General features: G+C 35.2%; 12 protein-coding genes and 1 pseudogene. All 13 read right to left on the reverse strand.

The features are described from left to right. Window positions 1-36: 36 nt before the first annotated feature. The 13 genes and pseudogenes from P5P89_RS21735 to P5P89_RS20345 all read right to left on the reverse strand — a co-directional run bounded on the left by P5P89_RS21735 (window position 37) and on the right by P5P89_RS20345 (window position 19,527). Window positions 37-159 carry a DUF4130 domain-containing protein gene (locus tag P5P89_RS21735; protein WP_340696552.1) on the reverse strand — a complete coding sequence of 41 codons (123 nt, stop codon included), beginning with the start codon at window positions 157-159 and terminating at the stop codon, window positions 37-39. Then, window positions 108-809 carry a TIGR03915 family putative DNA repair protein gene (locus tag P5P89_RS20290; RefSeq protein WP_278009958.1) on the reverse strand — a complete coding sequence of 234 codons (702 nt, stop codon included), beginning with the start codon at window positions 807-809 and terminating at the stop codon, window positions 108-110. Before P5P89_RS20290 ends, P5P89_RS21735 begins: the two co-directional genes overlap by 52 nt. 5 nt (window positions 810-814) lie before the next feature. Further along, entirely contained in the window at window positions 815-2,074 is a 1,260-nt protein-coding gene (locus P5P89_RS20295; RefSeq protein WP_278009959.1) for a putative DNA modification/repair radical SAM protein, read from the reverse strand. Between the two features lie 187 nt (window positions 2,075-2,261). Further along, on the reverse strand, window positions 2,262-4,247 hold the full coding sequence (locus tag P5P89_RS20300) for an alpha-L-arabinofuranosidase C-terminal domain-containing protein (protein WP_278009960.1): 1,986 nt from the start codon (window positions 4,245-4,247) through the stop codon (window positions 2,262-2,264). 85 nt (window positions 4,248-4,332) lie between these two features. Beyond that, window positions 4,333-5,772: a glycoside hydrolase family 28 protein gene (locus P5P89_RS20305; RefSeq protein ID WP_278009961.1), complete on the reverse strand. Its 1,440-nt coding sequence runs from the start codon at window positions 5,770-5,772 to the stop codon at window positions 4,333-4,335. An 89-nt stretch (window positions 5,773-5,861) separates the two neighbouring features. Continuing rightward, window positions 5,862-7,038, reverse strand: a pseudogene (gene uxuA, locus P5P89_RS20310) (mannonate dehydratase). A gap of 20 nt (window positions 7,039-7,058) precedes the next feature. Then, complete coding sequence (locus tag P5P89_RS20315; protein WP_278009962.1) at window positions 7,059-7,874, reverse strand: SDR family oxidoreductase; 816 nt, start codon at window positions 7,872-7,874, stop codon at window positions 7,059-7,061. Between the two features lie 43 nt (window positions 7,875-7,917). Continuing rightward, the gene (locus tag P5P89_RS20320) at window positions 7,918-9,555 is read right to left on the reverse strand and encodes a sodium/sugar symporter (protein WP_278009963.1); all 1,638 of its coding nucleotides are present in this window, start codon (window positions 9,553-9,555) and stop codon (window positions 7,918-7,920) included. 55 nt (window positions 9,556-9,610) lie between these two features. Then, window positions 9,611-10,441: an acyltransferase family protein gene (locus tag P5P89_RS20325; RefSeq protein WP_278009964.1), complete on the reverse strand. Its 831-nt coding sequence runs from the start codon at window positions 10,439-10,441 to the stop codon at window positions 9,611-9,613. Then, complete coding sequence (locus P5P89_RS20330) at window positions 10,435-10,758, reverse strand: DUF5009 domain-containing protein (protein WP_278009965.1); 324 nt, start codon at window positions 10,756-10,758, stop codon at window positions 10,435-10,437. The genes P5P89_RS20325 and P5P89_RS20330 overlap by 7 nt, the downstream gene beginning before the upstream one ends. Window positions 10,759-10,984: 226 nt before the next feature. Further along, window positions 10,985-14,125 (reverse strand): beta-galactosidase, LacZ type, encoded by a 3,141-nt coding sequence (gene lacZ / locus P5P89_RS20335; protein WP_278009966.1) that lies wholly within the window; start codon window positions 14,123-14,125, stop codon window positions 10,985-10,987. Between the two features lie 248 nt (window positions 14,126-14,373). Further along, complete coding sequence (locus P5P89_RS20340) at window positions 14,374-15,246, reverse strand: inositol oxygenase (protein ID WP_223678405.1); 873 nt, start codon at window positions 15,244-15,246, stop codon at window positions 14,374-14,376. Between the two features lie 243 nt (window positions 15,247-15,489). Beyond that, window positions 15,490-19,527, reverse strand: a complete 4,038-nt coding sequence (locus P5P89_RS20345; protein ID WP_278009967.1) for a hybrid sensor histidine kinase/response regulator — start codon at window positions 19,525-19,527, stop codon at window positions 15,490-15,492. Window positions 19,528-19,567: the final 40 nt, after the last annotated feature.

Below are 19,567 nucleotides of genomic sequence, written 5' to 3' on the forward strand. Positions count from 1 at the left end.
CAATAGCTAAAATTAATAATATATAATTTTTAAAAATCAATTCACATTTGGAATTTTTTCAATTAAATTTTTCCAATAGCGTTTTGGCATATGCTGAATATGAAGCTTCATGTTTTTTCGTGATTCAATCGTAACGCTGCTAAAATAACGCCGCCACAGATTTTGAAAAACTCTTCCTGCTCATCACAGATTTCGTTTAAATATTTAGATGATGTAACTTTCATATTAAACTGTAATTCTATAGTTGCAACATTTTCAAGATCATAATAAATACCATATTTGCGTTTTGCATCATAGATTAACCAGCGCTGATCTGCATAACGATTTTTAAAATGACTTTCTATTAGAGGCAAAACATCACAGTCTGGTTCAATGATTGCATAATACAATTGATCCTTCGTTAGTTTAAAACGAACAAATGCTTCCATTCGATGTGCCTCTTTTCTGGTCAGACGTATTGCTTTTCTAAGATACCAAACGGCATTATTACTAAAATCTTCTTCTACATTTTTTGTATTAGCAAATACATGCTGTACAAACTGAAACATCGTTTCTTCTATGTCTGGAAGTTCAGACAAAAATGCCTTATACATATTTGAAAAACCTTCTGCCGAAAGTCGTAGCTTCAATCCGTCTAAAACACGTTTTGCTTTTGAGATATCCGTTACCACTAAATGAGAAGTTGCAAAAAGCAATGTTCCTGAAGTTTCATTTTTTGCAAATACAATATCAGAAAGTTTGAACTCATAAACTTCAAATATAGCCGTGAGCCATCCTTCATAAGTTCCGTCGTAAATTACTTCTGTCATTTTGATTAAAATAAAGCAAGTTGATTAGAAAAATCGTTTTTATATTTACTTTTTTGAAAATTTAAGATATGATGCTTGATTTGAATCGATGTTAAATCTTTCTGAAGTTGAAATGGTGTAGCAAAAGCCAGGAAATATTTGGAACGTGAATACGCAATTCCCATTTTTTGTAAATCCTGTGGAAGCAGTTTTTTAAACTTCCTTGCTGCAACAATTTTTTGCGCACTTAAATATCCAATTCCGGGAATTCGTTTTATTATTTCCAAATCGGTTGTATTGATATCAACAGGAAATTGATTCAGGTTACGCAAAGCCCATCCAAGCTTCGGATCGATATCAAGATCAAGATTAGGCTGATTGAACCCGACAATTTCATTTACATCAAATCCGTAATAGCGAATGAGCCAGTCCGCCTGATACAAACGGTTTTCACGTATCATAGGAACAGGCGTTCCAATGGCAGGCAGACGATTGTCATAACTAATGGGAACATAACCCGAATAATACACCCGTTTCATATTCATTTGCTGATAAAAATAATCTGCCATTCCAAGAATCTCAAGGTCATTTTCTTGTGTTGCCCCAATTACCATTTGAGTGCTTTGTCCGGCGGGAGCAAAAAGAGGCGTTTTATAATTTGTTTTTTTTTCTTCTTTATAACCGATAATTTCATTTTTAAGATATTTCATAGGATTAATCACGTCAATATGATTTTTATCTGGTGCTAATAATTTAAGACTTTTTTCTGTTGGCATTTCGACATTTACACTCAAACGGTCAGCGTATAGACCTGCTTCCTTAAGCAATTCATCACTGGCTCCCGGAATCGCCTTCAAATGTATGTAGCCATTAAACTTATGTTCAGTACGCAATTTTTTAGCAATTCTCACCAAACGCTCCATAGTGAAATCAGCATTATCAAAAATACCCGAACTTAAAAAAAGTCCCTCAATATAGTTTCTCCTGTAAAAGCCAATTGTAAGGTCAACAACCTCTTGTACAGTAAAGGCTGCTCGTTTAATATCATTGCTTTTTCTGCTTACACAATAGGCACAATCAAAAATGCAATGGTTTGTGAGCAAGATTTTTAGCAGCGACACACAACGCCCATCTTCGGTGAAGGCGTGGCAAATACCATAACCTTTAGCATTTCCCAATCCTTTATTTTTATTCTCTCGTTTACTTAAGGCCGACGAACAGGAAACATCATATTTTGCAGCATCTGCCAATATTCCCAGCTTCTCCATCACTCTGTCATTTACCATCAGAATTTCTTTTTATTGTTTTCGAAATATTTTTACACAATAAAATTAGTTATTATACATAACAATATATTTATTTTTATTGTTCTAAATTATATCAAACTATAACAAAAAATATCACAATGGTTTAAAAAAGAAAACCTCCAAAATCAAATGACTTTGGAGGTTTCACACAGGTATAAACTCTTGCTTATTTACTTTTTAACTTCAATACGGTTACTGAATAAGCGGGTAAATTTAAAGATGCTTTTACACCTTTTAAATTATAACTACTTTCTTTTGGGCTAATTTTTTTAGGCTCTCCAAAAGTATTTTCATCTTCTAATTTCGGACTTGAAAGGGTTATCAATGTGCCTTTAGTAGCAAATTTACCTCCTTTTAAATCAACTGTAACTTCTTGGGAAGCCGCTGCAGTATTTACCAGTTTTACAATTACTTCTTTTGTATTCACATCTTTAACGGCAGATGCATAAAGGTCGTTTTGCCCGGTTAAAGGTTTTGCATCTTTAGTTATGTTTAGCAAATCGGTTCCTTTATTGGTTGAGAATAATTTTTGAACATAATAATTAGCAGAACCGTAAGATTCTAAATTATTGAACCAGATCATATCCGGTGTCCATTGCCAGGCATCTTCATGTGCCATAAGTGGCGCATAAGAAGTCATATTGACTACTTCAGCATTTCTTTCTAATCCGGTCATGAAAGCGGCTTCAGAAAAAGCACATTCCCAGTTATTTCTGTTATTCGGGTTTGCTCCTGAAACACTTTGCGCAGCATATTCACCGGCAAATATTTTTGGGCCTTTGCGGTCATAATTATCATAACGTGAAGCATTTTCCCTAAACCATTTCGGGCTTTGGTAATAATGTTCATCTATAAGCTCAGCATTGAGTTTTTTAAGTTCAGCCATTGCAAAATCAAAATGTTCACCATCCGGTGATGGACCGCTTCCTGAAACGATAATAATATCTGGATATTTGGCTTTTATTGCTTTTTCAAAAATTTTGAAACGCTCAATATAATCCGGTCCCCATTGTTCATTTCCAACACCAATATATTTTAGATTGAACGGTTTTGGATGTCCCATATCTGAACGAAGAATTCCCCATCTGGTTTCTTCTGAACCATTGGCAAATTCAATTAAATCTAAAGCATCCTGTATGTAGGGATCTAATTCTTCGATTGGAGCTAATTCTCCAGTATTATACTGACAGGCCATTCCACAACTCAAAATAGGCAATGGAGTCGCACCAATATCTTCAGAAAGCTGAAAATACTCATAAAATCCAAGTCCAAAACTTTGAAAATAATCAGGTGTCTGTTTGTGACTGAATTCTACATTCCATCTATTCATCATCGTTTTTCTGTCTTCAACATCGCCAACTGATTTCTTCCATTGATAACGGTCAGATAAAGTCCTTCCTTCGACTATACACCCGCCAGGAAATCTTAAAAATCCAGGTTTCATATCATACAAAAGCTGAACAAGATCTTTTCGTAATCCATTTTTTCTGTTCTTCCACGTATCCTCAGGAAATAATGAAATCATATCAAGATCAATTGTCCCTGTTCCTTCAAAAGTTATTTTTAATTTGGCTTTAGCTTCAGTCTGAGTAGCTTTAAATTCTGCTGAATAGGTCTCCCATTCTTTTGATGTTGGAATGATAGTGGTTTCTCCAATTACTTTTTTATCCTTATCAATAAGCTGAACAATTATTTTTTTGATCGCTCCGTTGTGATTGGCTGCCTTTAAAGAAAGATTATATTTTGCATCCTTTTTCACTCCCATCCCCCTAAAACCTTCATTAATCAAGGCATATCCTTTATCATCATTAATCAGGACACGGCAGAAATTAGGATTGGTTTCATTTTCTACGACTTTTACAGGTGTGGCAGCACCCGAATTCATATTTAGAGAAGACCTTTTGGTATTAGGCTGGTCCCAACCCATCAAAGGTTTTTCAAATTCAAAAGACCGGTTTTTAATCATTTCGGCATATAATCCGCCGTCTGCTGCGAAATTGATATCCTCAAAAAACAAACCGAACATAGTAGGCTGAATCTTTGTAACGGTTTTAGCAACGTCAACTTCTAAAATTGTTTTTTGGGCATGTAAACAAATACCATTGAACAGCAAACCGCCCATGATTATTTTGGTTATGATATTATTTTTCATTTTCTATGATAGTTGATAATTTAGTCTTGCTAATTTATTTAAAGTTTCTTTTAAAACCCCGGTTTTGAAGCAATAATTTAAATTATTATTTTTTCACTACTTCATATTTCTGAGGAAAAGCAGCTTCACCGTCTAAATTATTGACCTTTAAAATATCAACATTTTTGCTTTCGATGGCATGTTTAAAATAATCCGGTTTGTTTTTGCCCCAGTTGACAGCGCAATTCTGAACTTTTATATTTTCAGCCGTATCAAAATAAAATCCTGATGTACTGCCTTTTACGAAACCATCCATTTTTGACGGACGACGATCGTAAATCCCTCCGGGAAAATTTGATGTTTTATCAATAAAAACATTCACTCCTTCAAAAACAATGTTTTTAATTTTGTCCTTTGTTTCGCCGCTTACATACACCCCGTTTTCTCCAAAACACTGAATATTGGTGAAATAAATATTGCTGATTGCCCCTACCTTCCCTTCTGTTGCACCTTTTGGAAAACGCCAGTTGGCATCTTTATGGTTTCCGTTTGCGCGACTGTACGCTGTCACATAAATAGGTTCAGCTTTTCCCCACCAGGTATCAGTAGTCAGCTGGCCTTCGATAATCATATTTGAAAAAATAACATCACTCACCGTTCCTTCATCTCGATTCTGAATCCCGACTCCACGATTACTTTTTTTGATAATGCAATTATTGAAAACTACCTGCCTGATAGCATCCATGTTTTCTGAACCGATTTTAATCGCACAGCTGCTGCTGGTCATCGTACAATTTGTAACCGTTATGTTTTCGCAAGCTCCAAATTCTTCAAATTCCCTTCTATTTTTCAAACAAATACAATCATCGCCGCTTTCGATGTAACAATCACTAATTCGTACATTTTTGCAATGGTCTAAATCGATACCATCGCTATTTCTTACTTTTAAACTGTTTAACAACGTAATACCGCTAATGACCACATCATTACAACCTACCAAATGAATTGTCCAGTAAGCAGAATTACCGATATGAGCATCTTTAATTCTGATATTCTTGCCTCCTATAATAGTCAAAACATGAGGACGTGGATCGAGGATATTGAAAGGTTTTAGTATATAAGCATCATCTTCCTCCGCTCCCATAAAAGAGATTCCGTTTCCGTCAATTTTACCGCTTCCACTAATGCTAAAATTCTCAATATTTTTCCCGCCAATCCAGATAGTTCCCTCGCCTTTGTTTTCGCGAAAGGCACTTTCTGTATATAATTTTTCATCCGGACTTGCCAAAATTTTAGCACCTCCTTCAATATGCAGATCCACATTAGATTTTACATTAAAAGGTCCAGTCAGGAATGTATAGGGAGCCGGAATCAAAACCTGTCCTCCGGTTTTGCTGCAGGCATCAATAGCTTTTTGAATAGCAGCAGCATCATTGGTTTTACCATCTCCTTTTGCTCCATATTTTTTAATATCATAGACCTTTTGCGCAATAGCAGTCAGTGAAATACAAAAAAAGATTGTTGTTATTATAGATTTTTTTATCATTTTTTACTTTATTTGAAATTTTATATAAAATAACTTAACTATATATATTTTAACATTTTAAATTAACAATAGTCACTCAAAGAGTATTATCATATTGAACGTATAATTCCTTCTTCCAGTCCACGTAATTCAGCCAATCCTCTTAGTCTCCCAATTGCAGAATAGCCTGGATTTGTTTTTTTATGTAAATCATCCAGCATCTGATGTCCGTGATCCGGTCTCATCGGAATTGCTGTATCTTTTTCTTCCTTCTGCCAGTCTTCTTTTTTGCTCAATCAATATTTCTTTAACCACGGCAAACATATCTACATTACCTTCCAGATGATTGGCTTCATAAAAATTACCTTCATCATCTCTTTGTGTACTTCTTAAATGTATAAAGTGTACTCTGTCAGCAAATTTCCTGAACATTTGTTCCAGATTGTTTTCCGGAATGACACCAAGTGAACCGGTACAAAATGTGATTCCGTTATTTCTGCTCGGAACTTCTTTTGATAAATAATCAAAATCAGCTTCAGTACTTACCACTCTTGGCAAACCTAATATCTGATAAGGCGGGTCATCCGGATGAATGCACATTAAAACCTTATTTTCTTCCGCTACAGGTATGATTTCCTTTAAGAAAGAAACCAAATTTTCTTTTAACTTTCGAGCGTCAACGCCTTTGTATGTGTCTAACGTTTCTTGAAACTGCTCCAGTGTATAACCTTCTTCTGCTCCAGGCAGACCAGCAATGATATTTTTTATGAGCTTTGTTTTGTCTTCATCAGCCAATTTGTCCAAATAGTCTTTGGCTTTATTTTTTTGTATTTCAGAATAGTCATTTTCTGCATTTGGTCTTTTCAGTAAATAAAGATCGAAAGCAGCAAAAGCAGCTGTATCAAAACGTAATGCTTTTGAACCATCTTCTACTTCAAAAGCCAAATCAGTCCTTGTCCAGTCTAAAACCGGCATAAAATTATAACACACCACCGAAATGCCGCAGCTTGCCAGATTCCGGATGCTTTGCTTGTAATTTTCGATGTAAACTTTATAATTGCCAGTTTGGGTTTTGATATTTTCATGAACCGGCACAGATTCTACAACAGACCAGATTAATCCGCTGTTTTCAATTTCACTTTTTCGTTTACTGATTTCGTCCACAGTCCAGACTTCTCCATTTGGAATATGATGGAGCGCCGTAACAATTCCAACAGCGCCTGTCTGTTTTATATCTTGCAATGTAACCGGATCATTCGGTCCGAACCATCTCCAGGTTTGTGTCATTTTCATAAATAAATCTTTTTTTAAACTCCGCTAAAAGCAGAAAATCCTCCATCTAAAGTTACTTTTGATCCTGTAACAAATTTTGAAGCATCACTTAACAGCCAAATCAAAGCTCCAATCAATTCATCAGGATTTCCAAAACGACTGAAAGGTGTGTTTTGAATAATCAGATTGCCTCTTTCGGTAAGGCTTCCGTCTTCATTAGTTAAAAGTCTTCTGTTTTGTTCCGTTAAGAAAAAGCCTGGAACAATAGAATTCATACGTATTTTATCTCCAAATCTATTGGCTAGTTCAACAGAAAACCATCTGGTGTAAGAATCAATAGCCGATTTAGCCAGACTATAGCCCAAAACTCTTGTCAAAGCATGATCTGATGAAACAGATGAAATGTTTACAACGCTTCCGTTCCCCGTATTTTTTATCGCCTCGCCAAAAATCTGAGTCGGCAAAATTGTTCCAAACAAATTCAGATTCATTACCTGCTGCAGTGCCTTAATATTCAACTGAAAAACATCTTGTCCTGGCTGCACAACTGCATCAGGCATATTTCCGCCAGCTGCGTTTACCAGTCCGTCTATTTTTCCGTATTTGGCAAGCATGATTTCACGTGCATTTATAAGATCCTGCTCATTGGTAACATCTGCGATCAAGGCGATGGCTTCACCTCCATTGTTTATAATGGCATCAACTCTTTCATTGGCCACTTTTTCATTTCGGCCTAACACACCAACAATTCCGCCTGCATGCGCAATTCCGTTAATAAAAGCTTCACCTAATATTCCGGTGGCACCGGTTACTATAATTACTTTTTCCTGTAATGAAAAAACTGTACTCACACTTTTGTATTTTAAATTATGATAAATTTTTGGTTGCAAATTATTACCAAAATACGGTATACAATGCTACCAGAATTCCGCTAATAATAAACGAACCGATGATGAATTCAGAAGATACTTTGAACATTGCTGTATCTACTTCTATATTATGAGATTTCTGCTGCTCTTCTGATGACGGTTTTGCAAGACTGATCGTTACCATTAATAGTACTATGGCGAAGAAAGAAATCGTCATTCTGTCTAAAAATGGATAATCCGGAAAAGTGCCGTTTGTCCACATTGGCAGAAATTTTAATACTGCGGCAATAGGCACTGTAAATAATGCCCCGGCAAGTCCTGCTGCTGGTGTGGTTTTCTTCCAGAACATTCCCAATAAAAAGATCGCCAAAACACCAGGCGAGAAGAAGCCAACATATTCCTGTATAAACTGATATGCCTGATCTAATGATTTTAACTGAGGTGCTACAACAGCTGCAATTATCATACAAACAACTACACAGCCTCTTCCTGTAAGCACCAATTTTTTTTCTGATGCTTCACGGTTAAAATATTTTTTATAAATATCTAAAGAAAAAATGGTCGAAATACTATTGGCTTTACCAGCCAAAGATGCTACAATTGCTGCTGTTAAAGCGGCCAGCGCTACTCCTTTTAATCCGGCAGGTAATAAATTCATTAAGGTTGGGTATGCGTGATCCGGTTTTAAAACTCCGGTAGCGTCTACCATTTCTTGCTGAAACATTCCATTTTGGTGCATTACATACATGGCAATACCGGGCAAAACGGCAATAATAGGTACTAATAGTTTTAAAAAAGCGGCAAATAAAATTCCTTTTCGTGCTGTTTTTAAATCGGCACCCAAAGCCCTCTGAACGATGTACTGATTACATCCCCAATATGCCAGATTATTGATCAGCATTCCTCCAACTAATACAGACATTCCCGGTAATTCAGCATAATGCGGATTTGATTTATCCAGAATCATATGTAAATGGCCCGGAGCTTCGTCGGCTATAACTGATAGTCCTTTTAGAATATCTTTTCCATAGCCAAACTGTTCAGATAATAATGTCAATGCTAAATAAGTCGTAACCAAGCCACCCAAAATGAGGACTATAACCTGAAACATATCGGTATAGCCAATCACTTTCATTCCGCCTAGAGTCACTATTATTGAGAACAAACTCAGTGCAATTACACAAAACTGAAAACTAACAGGTGCGATTGATGAAATGGCTAACGCTCCTAAATATATGATCGAAGTTAGATTCACAAATACATATATCAACAACCAGATTATGGCCATTATGGTACTCACGGTTCCGTTGTATCTTTTTGCCAAAAACTGCGGCATCGTAAATATCTTGTTTTTAAGATAAACCGGTAAAATAAACATGGCAACCACAATCAAAGTTGCAGCCGACATCCATTCGTAAGAAGCAATCGCCAGTCCGATGGCAAAACCAGAACCACTCATTCCGATAAAATGTTCAGCCGAAATATTAGAGGCAATTAATGAAGCCCCAATAGCCCACCAGGTAAGCGAGCCTTCAGCCAGAAAATAATCATTGGAACTGGTGGTAGCATTTTTCTTGCTCCTGTAAATGTACATCCCGTAAGAAGTGACAATCACAAAATAGATAAGAAAAACAATATAGTCTGCACTTTGTAAAGTATTCATAATGAAGTTTTTTGGTTGATAGTTAGTGGTTGTTAGTTTTTGGTAATTATTTGGTTTAGATTTTTAAAAACCATTTTTTCTTATATAAAAAGTAAAGTAAAATGAGTTGTACAAATGTTACTGAGATGGTTACAAATACGGGCTGCCATACAATTGGTCCAAATTTAATAAGTCCTCCAAATACATAATCTGCGGTGTGCTTAAAATTGACCAGACCTTCAGAAGCCATATAAATTAAAATAGAATTTGAACCAATTAAAATGAGTGGAAATGCCCACTTTTTAAAACCAAATACATCTATTAGTATATAAAAAAACAGGAAAAACAAAATACTGAAGCCACCAACAAAACAAACAAACGAGCTTGTCCATAAGTGCTTGTTAATTGGGAAATCAAAATCCCAAAGAAGACCTATTATAATCAGCACAATAGCTGAACCAGTCATGATTACTACTTTGTTTTTTATGGTGTAATAAGCGTGTTCTGATTTTAAAAATGTTCCTAAAAACACGCCCAACAAAGCTGTTGAAACAGCCGGTATTGTCGAGAATATCCCTTCAGGGTCATATACTTTACTATGCAGCCTTCCCGGAAGAAAAAGTCGGTCAATGTATCCTTCCAGTGAACCCTCTGCTGTTAAATTACCTGCTCCAAACCCCGGGACTGGTATTAATTTCATGGCTAAATAATAACCAATCAGAATTCCTGTAAACCAGATGATCTGTTTCTTCAAATCAAAGTTTAAATAAATTAGTCCTGCAAAAAACCAGGCGATCCCGATACGGCCTAATACACTGGCAAAACGGGTTTGGTCATATCCGTCAAAACGTAATAATCCGTTTACTACAAATCCAAGAAATATCAAAATGCAAGTCCTTTTCAGCATGGACAGGTATATTTTTTCTTTTCTTTTGATGGAAGTTCACTTGGTTGCGTCACTCCTGCGAGCTTGATTTTTTTATCGAAAGAATACGGCATTGAAACCCCTGCAACGAATAAAAAAACAGGGAAAATCATATCATAAAATGTAATACCATCCCAGTCTGTATGATGCATTTGTGAGGACATCCATACAAAAACCGGAATTGGGGCAGCTTTGGCCAAAGCGTGAATAATATGTTCGCCGCTCATAATCCAAAACATAACAAATCCTCTTAGAACGTCTAAAGAAATTAATCTGTTATTTGTAGTAATTTTGTTCATACCGGATTTATTTTAAAAGCATATTTTACCTGCTGATTCCTTCGGCGAGGACCAACTTATTGTTCTTTTTTATGTGTAATTATTGGTTTATAACATTCTTTACAAAAGCATCGAAGTCATTTTTTTACAACAACCACGTTCATATAAAACGAACGTGATCGAATGTAAAGTGAAATATCTAAACATTAAACGGGGCAAAATTTAATATCTTAAATTATTTCGTTTATTATTTTATTGGCTTAATAACAAAACCGTAACTATATTCGTTTTGAGTCAGTTGATATTGTGGATGTGGTGGCAATCCCCAACTGTTGTCACCTCCTAACCCTCTCTGGGTTAAGTCAACACAAACCACAACTTCTTCTCTTGGCGTAATATCGCTGGAGTGAATATTCTTTTTAGAAATTCCGCCATCAAAATCAGCAGGATAATTATTCAGCGTACTGATTCCCAAAGGCTGAAGCCCTTTTATTTCCAAGCCTTTCCCACTATTATTTGAAAGTGAAAACCAGCGAACATCAGTTTTATATCCATTTTCCTGTGGTCGTGTGTAAGGCACGTATTGATCTGCAACTTTACTAGTATAAATTCCTTTTAGTGATGCCGTTTTTCTGTCAGGATAATTTTCTAAAGGTCCCCTTCCGTAATAATCCAGGTTTTCTAATGTATTTTTCAAAGTGAAAATCATCCCAAAACGTGGCAACTCCGGAACAGGATTATTTCCTTTTTTATAAGATGTCTGAATCTCTAAAACCCCATCAGTCCTTAATGCATATTTGATCGTGTAATCTGATGCAACGTCTTTCAGTTTTAATTTCGCAACGATATAGTTTTTTCCAGCTCCTTCAATTTGCTGAATACTTTCTAATGAAGTATTTTTTCCGGCAGTTCTCCATACATTAGTTCGAATCTGCATTTTATTTCCGATATCATTATCAGTGGGTGCCCTCCAGAAATTTGGTTCAGGATATTCTTTAAAATATTCCTCGCCTTTTAAACTGTAATATGAAATCAATCCGGTTTTCTTGCTGATTTTAACTGTAGTATCATCTGAAGTCAAAACAAACTCATCATTTTCATCCTGAACTTTTGCCGTATTTACTTTTTCAGAATTTGTAAAGTATTTCCCGTCTTCGATAACAAATTGCTCTTTGGCAATTTCAAAATTCTCTGGCAATAATTCTGAACCTGTTTTAGTTGTAGCAAAAACATTCAATAAATATTCAGTCCCTTCTTTTGATTCTAATTTTGGTAAATCAATTTTAAATTGTTTTTTCGCTTTAGGATCTAAAGCTATATTGAAAGTTCCTTCTTTAATTACTTTTCCGTTTTCTAAAACTTCATATCTAAAATTGTATTTGTTCAGATTTGTGAATCCGAAGTCATTATTAATTTCAATGATTCCATTTTTGATATCAACGGCTTTAAATAAAATATTCTGATAGACTTTTTTTACTTCAAAAGCTCCTGGATGTGGAGTTCTGTCTGCGTATACCAATCCATTGTGGCAGAAATTTTCGTCATTGAGATAATTCTGGCTGCCCATGTCCCCTCCATAAGCCCAGTATTGCCGGCCTGCTTCATCTTTTCTCTTAAAGCCCTGATCTACCCAGTCCCAGATAAAACCGCCCTGCATGTTTTTGCTTCCGCGGATAATATCCCAGTATTCCTGAAAATTTCCGCTGCTGTTACCCATCGCATGCGAATATTCACACATGATATACGGGCGTGTAACTTCTTTACGTGCTGCATATTCCTTCATGTATTCTATTGTTGGATACATTGGACAGACGATATCCGTATTTTCGTTTTCTTTAGCCTGTTCAAACTGAACCAAACGGGTATTATCTCTATTTTTTATCCATTTGTATGCTTCGTAAAATACAGGTCCGTTGGCACTTTCGTTTCCTAATGACCAGATAATTACCGATGGAGCATTTTTATCTCTTTCTACAAGACTATAAATTCTGTCCAGATGAGCTTCTCTCCATTCCGGAAGATAGCCCGGATTCGTTTTTGGGTTCATCCATTTTAAAGGCTGTCCCTCTACTCCCATTCCGTGGCTTTCTATATTGGCTTCATCCACCAGAAATAAGCCGTATTTGTTACAAAGTTTTACCCATAAAATGTTATTTGGATAATGGCTGCAGCGAACCGAATTGATATTAAGCTGCTTCATCATCTTAATATCTTTTATCATGGTCGCTTCATCCTGATAATGTCCGGTTTCAGGATTGTGTTCATGAATGTTAACTCCATGAACCATTAATCTGACTCCGTTAACCAATAATTGTCCTCCTTTTAATTCTACTTTTCTAAAGCCAATCTGGGTAGAAGTTGTCTCTACAATATTGCTTTTTGCATTTTTAAGCGTCAAAACTAAAGTGTACAAATTAGGATTTTCGCTGCTCCATAATTTTGGAGCTGAAACTTTTTGAGAAAAATTTACTATTTGGGTTTTATTTGCAGTAAAATTTACGGGCAATTCTTTAACGAAAACAGTTGTGCCTGATGCATCAACCAGTCTTGCAGTTAGTTTTTGATTGTTTACAGCTAAAGAAGTCAGATTTTTTAAACTTACTTCAACACTTAGGCTACCGTTTTTGTAATTGGAATCCAAATCAGGTTTTGCAAAAAAATCAGCAATTCGAATATCACTGGTACTATATAGATATACATTTCTGTCTATGCCTGAAAGTCTCCACATATCCTGATCTTCCAGATATGAACCATCGCTCCATCTGTAAACTTCGACAGCGAGATCATTTTTGCCTGGTTTCAGGTATTTCGAAATATCAAATTCGGCCGGACTTTTGGTGTTTTCCGTATATCCTACTTTTTCCCCGTTTACCCAAATATACATCGCTGACGTTCCTGCTTCAAAATGAAGATATACATGTCTTCCTTTCCAGTTATCAGGCAGTACAAAACCTCTTTTATAAGAACCTACCGGATTATCCCAATGATTTATAAAAGGCGGATTTTTTTCGAAAGGATACGTAATATTGGTATAAATTGGCACACCATAACCGTGCAGTTCCCAGTTAGACGGCACCTGAAGATCGTTCCAGTGCAGCGTGCTGAAATCTGTTTTATAAAAGTCTTTTGGCCTTTGATCGGGTGTTGGGGACCAGGAAAATTTCCATTTACCATTCAGGGAAAAATACCATGGTGAGTTTTCATATTTATCACTTATGGCAGATGGTTCGTCTGCATAAGGGAGAAAAGACGCTCGTGCCGGTTCTCTGTTAATCTGAAATACCTCTGGATTCTCCCAGTCATTTCTGTCTTTTTCCTGTCCTACAGCACCTGAAACAAAAATCACTAACAGACCAAACAAAAATATTTTCGTTTTGATTTTTTGCATTTAATTAATTTTAAAACTTCCGTTGAAAGAATAACAAAATATTAAGTACCTAACCAGTTGAGTGTAACTATTAAAAACGTCAGTTCGAGTGTTTTTTGTGCAGAGAAACGGAACAAAAAATGTATCGAGAACCGTTTTAATGATAATTTTTCTGTTCTCGATACAATCCCGATAAAAAATCGGGATCACTCGAACTGTCGAAAAATTATTATCAAAACTAATTACTCCCAAATGGTTAAGTATCTACCTTAAAAATTTAATTTTTCCGGCAAATATTTAGCTACTAATTCTTTATAGTATGGCAATAATGCTTTTACGTCTGGTTTCACCGGTGCTTTTGTATATAAATCGTATGGATTAAATTTTCTTACCCAGTCAAACATTTCGATATCTTTTTCATTCATTAAATGTGCATAAGCATTTTCTTTATGCTGCGAATAAAATGAATGGTAGCGAATCATATACAAAGCAGGCTCAGGTAAATAATCTTTCATGATCTGGTACAAATATTCATCATGACCCCAGCTCATTTTTACATTATCCAGTCCGCAATTTTCGGTGTAAACCCCAAATTTAGTATTAAACCTTTCATCTGTATAATCAGGATTGTCTTTAAAAAACTCAGAATAAACAATTTTATCTGAATAGGCACAGCCTACAGGAAAAGTATCTCCTACTACTGCCCATTGTGGTTCCCCGAATAAACATAATATTTTACCCAAATCATGTATAAATCCGGTAAGTACAAACCAATCCGGATGACCATCTGCCCTAATGGCTTCTGAAGTCTGCAATAGATGCTGTGTCTGATCCAAATCAATATCCGGGTCGCTATCATCAACAAGTGTATTCAAAAAATCTACTGCTTCCCAAATTGACATTTGTTTTTTATTGAACTGTAAAAATTCCTGCTCTTTGCTGCAAACAAAATCGTAAGTCTGATACGTATGATTTATTCTGTAAAATTCCCTAACCGTTTCTACTCTTTCAGAATCTACATAATTTCTAAACTCCTCTTTTTCTTTTACAGGTTCAGATGGATCCGGATAGCGTAATAGCAAATCATCTTCCCATTCATCTAAATTATGCAACGGATTATCTGTGTCTATATGCTTTTTCATGCGATTATAAATTAAAAGTTATAAGACAAAAATAGAATTACATATAGATTTCAAAATGGACTAATACATCAAAAACATGGATAGAATTTAATTATGTAAGAATATTACATATGTAATTTCGGAAAAATCAAAATTCCTTTACTGAAATTCCAAATTCTCATTTTCAGAGTATTTAAAAAATAAATTCCAAATTCCAACTTAGTGTGCGGTTGGAATTTGGAATTTAAAAAATTGAAATTTATATTAATTGATAAGTTTACTTGGAGGAAAACCAAACTGCTTTTTAAAGCATCTGCTGAAATATAACGGATCATTAAATCCAATCATATTCGTGACTTCAGAAACGTTATATTTCTTCGTTTTTAAAAGTTCGGCTGATTTTTTTAAACGAATGGTACGAATAAATTCATTTGGTGCGAGATCGGTCAGTTCTTTGATTTTTCGGTATAATTTAGAGGAACTTACACCCAGTTTGTCACATAAAAATTCTGTTGACAAATCTAATTCACTAAGATTATCATTAATTAAAGCAGTGATTTTTTCCATAAACTCTTCGTCAATTGGTGAATGGGTAAGTAAGCTTACTTTGCTTTCTACTTCTCCTGAAAATTTTGCTTTAAGGTCTAGTCGTGATTTAATAACATTTTCTATAACCGATTTCAGTAATGTTGGTTCAAAAGGTTTTACAAGATAACCATCAGCACCAATTTCGTATCCTTTGACCTTATCGACATTTTCACCAAGTGCTGTAAGCAGTACAACCGGAATATGGCTGATAAACTCATCATTCTTTAGCTCTTTACAAAATTCGAGTCCGTCCATAACAGGCATCATTACATCGGCAACGCATAAGATTGGTTTAATTTGCCGACAAATTTTAAGACCTTCCTCTCCATTTTCGGCATCATACACTTTGTAGTAATCGGATAAAAAGTCTACCAGATACTTTCTAAGTTCAGTATTATCCTCAATAACCAGTATTTTTTGTTTCAGTTCTGTATTCTGAATCGTTTTCTTTGCTGCTTTTTCCGGAATCAGCATGCTTAGATTATCATTTTTCAAAGCATATTCAAAAACTTCCTTCGTTTCATAAGAAACACGGTCAATCGGAATTTCAACCCTGAAGGCACTTCCTTTTCCGAGTGCACTTTCTACACTAATAGATCCTTTATGAATGGCTACTAATGATTTTACCAATGACAAACCAATACCAGATCCCGTATTATGTGCCTTACTATTAGAAGCCTGATAAAATCTTTTGAAGATTTTTTCCTGGCTTTTCGGCGGGATTCCGATACCATCATCTATAACTTCAATAACCAGAATTTCATCCGTATTGTTTTTTAGCCTAATGAATAAATCTACGTTTCCGTATTTATTGGTAAACTTCAAAGCATTGGATAACAGGTTGTACAGGATTTTATCATACTTGTCATTGTCAATCCAGCCTTCAATAGCTTCTGCTTCGGCAATAAAATTCAACTTGATTTTTTTGTTGAAAGCCATTTCTTTGAAAGAATCAAAAATGTTTTTTGAGTAGCTTAAAATATCCGTTTTTGTAACCTTAAGCTTTAATTCGCCAGACTGTGCTTTCCTAAAATCAAGAACCTGATTTACCAGATTTAAAAGCCTGCTGGCATTTTGGTAAATAAGATTGTACCTGCTTTTTTCATAATCACTGGCATTAGTGTTTTCGTCCAGTAATTGCTTAGCCGGTCCTAAAATAAGCGTTAACGGTGTTCTTAGTTCATGCGAAATGTTGGTAAAAAACCGAAGTTTCTCGTTATTCAGTTTAATATCATGTTCTCTGTTTACTTTTTCGGTAAGCAGTTCCTGTTTCAGACGGATACGGTTTTTAATTTCCTTTCTTATAAAATAAAAAATGAAAAACAATGCTATAAAAATCAGTAAGAAAGATATTGGCGTTAACCAAAACGGCGGCAGTATTCTGATCTCATAGGAAACCTCTTTGCTCCAATGTCCATCGCTGTTACTGGATTTTATTTTGAAAATATATTTTCCGGGATAAAGATTGGTATACTGAACTGTTCTTGAGTTACTATTTGCTGTAATCCACTGCTTGTCAAACCCTTCCAGCATATACTGAAATTTATTTAGTTTTTCATTGGCAAAAGAAGGTGTCGAAAACTGAAGAGAGAAGTTACGGTTTTTGTAACTCAGTTCTACTTTTTTAGCATAATTTAAATCCTGTGAAAGCGGAATATCCCCATTAATTTCCATTTCAGGAAGAATCTCTTCGTTCTGAATCTTGAATTCGCTGATAACAGGTTCTGGTGACCAGTTGTTTCTCTTCATGGTTTGTGTAGAAAATGTAATGATACCATTTTTACCACCAAGAAAAATTGTTGAATTATTAAAATTGAAAAAGCCGCTTGAACTAAAAACATCCAGCCTGTTACCACTGTTTACGTGATAAATATTGATGTCTTTCAGATCAGATTTCACCCAGGCAATACTATTATTGTTGATATTGAGCCATAAATTTCCGTTTGCATCAGATAGCATATCTGTAATCCATATACCGGAAGTTTCTTTAAAGTTTTTTATGGTTGCAAAGGTGTTCTTTTTAGCATCATAGATACACAATCCAAAACGTGTCGAAGCCCATATTTTACCTTTCTTGTCAATCATAATATCACTAACGTTATCTTCGTTAGTCATACTATTTTCTCTTTTAGAAAGGGATTTGTAGGTTTCTAATTTACCTGAAACAGGATTGTATTTTACAACACCCGTTTCTGTAGCAAACCACACGTTATTTTGAGAATCTTTTTCAATCGAGTTGATTTGGTAACCAGGCAATAATTTTCCTTTTGAAGTCTCAACCTGAAGCGTTTTTGTATTTAATAAAACAGCTCCTTCACCAAATGAACCTATCATCAAAGATTCTGCTCCAATTTTTCCAAAAGCAAATATTGGCGAAGTGTCAAAACCTAGATTCACCTCTTGTGATGCATTGGCAGTGTAATTATACACCATCAATCTGCCATCCCAGAGTCCGCAATAAAAAGTTTTGCCATCTTCAGAATAAATGCTGGATATATCAATCGATTTGTTGTATAAGGGTACAAAACCTTTTGCATTCGAAATAAAAAGTCCGTTATGACTCGTTGCAACAATTACTTTTCCGTCATACGTTTTGGAAAAACCTCTTATGCGGGGCGCCTGATTGCCGATGTAACGGGAAATATCTTTATTGAGTGTAAATTGGTTTTCATACGGATCAAATTTATCAAGTCCGTCTTCAGTACCAATCCACAAAACTCCTGAGCGATCAAAATACAGGGCCGAAACCAAATTATCAACGATGGAAGTATCATCAGACAATATAGAATAATACCATTTATAATCACCTTTCTGAATGTCTTCCAATTGTTTACAAACTAACAATCCGCCAAGCGTTCCTACCCAATATTTACCATCCGGAGCTTTGGCAACCGATAAAAAATAAGGCCCTAAACTTCCTCTGATTTCTTTATTTTCAATATATAAATTTACAAATTCATCGTTTTTCTTATTTAATTTATAAAGCCCTCTTCGTGTTCCGACAAATATGTCTGCTTTGGCATTTTCATAAATAAAATTGATGTACGGGTTTTTCTCATTCGAATGTGGTACCGAAAGTGTGTAGTTGTTCATTCTTATAATAGCTCCTTTGCTATCTAAAGTAATTTTGGCAACAGACCCTTTATCATAACTTCCAACCCAGATATTTCCCTTTTTGTCTTCAAATATTTCTTTTACATAGTCAAAACCTTTAATTGGGATTTTTTCAAATCTGTTTTCTTTCAAAAAGAACATGTAGAGTCCCTGATTTTTAGTCCCTACCCACACTCTTTTGAACTTATCAACATACACAGACCTGATTTCGCCTTCAGGAATACTGTTTGGGTCATTTTTTTTAGGCAGGAAAGTCACAAAAGCATGAGTATCCATTTTAAAAAGCGTGAGCCCTTTTCTGGTTCCGATCCATAAATGATTCGAAGATTCATCTAATCTTAGTGCCGTTATGTCGTCATTATACAATCTGTTATTGCCGGGTGATGAACTCAAGTAGTTTTTGAACTGATAACCATCAAATCGGTTTAACCCAAAAAAAGTTCCAAACCACAAAAAGCCTTTTTTATCCTGTACTATATGCCGAACAGAATTATGAGACAATCCATTGTTGTCATTATAATGTGTGAATTTTATATTCTGCGAATGTGCATTATAAAAAAAGAGGAAGCTGAGAAGTAGTATGAAAGAATTTTTTCTCATATAATGAATTATAAATACTGCTTATTTTTCGGTTAAGATA

This window comes from Flavobacterium gyeonganense (assembly GCF_029625295.1).
Taxonomy (GTDB): domain Bacteria; phylum Bacteroidota; class Bacteroidia; order Flavobacteriales; family Flavobacteriaceae; genus Flavobacterium; species Flavobacterium gyeonganense.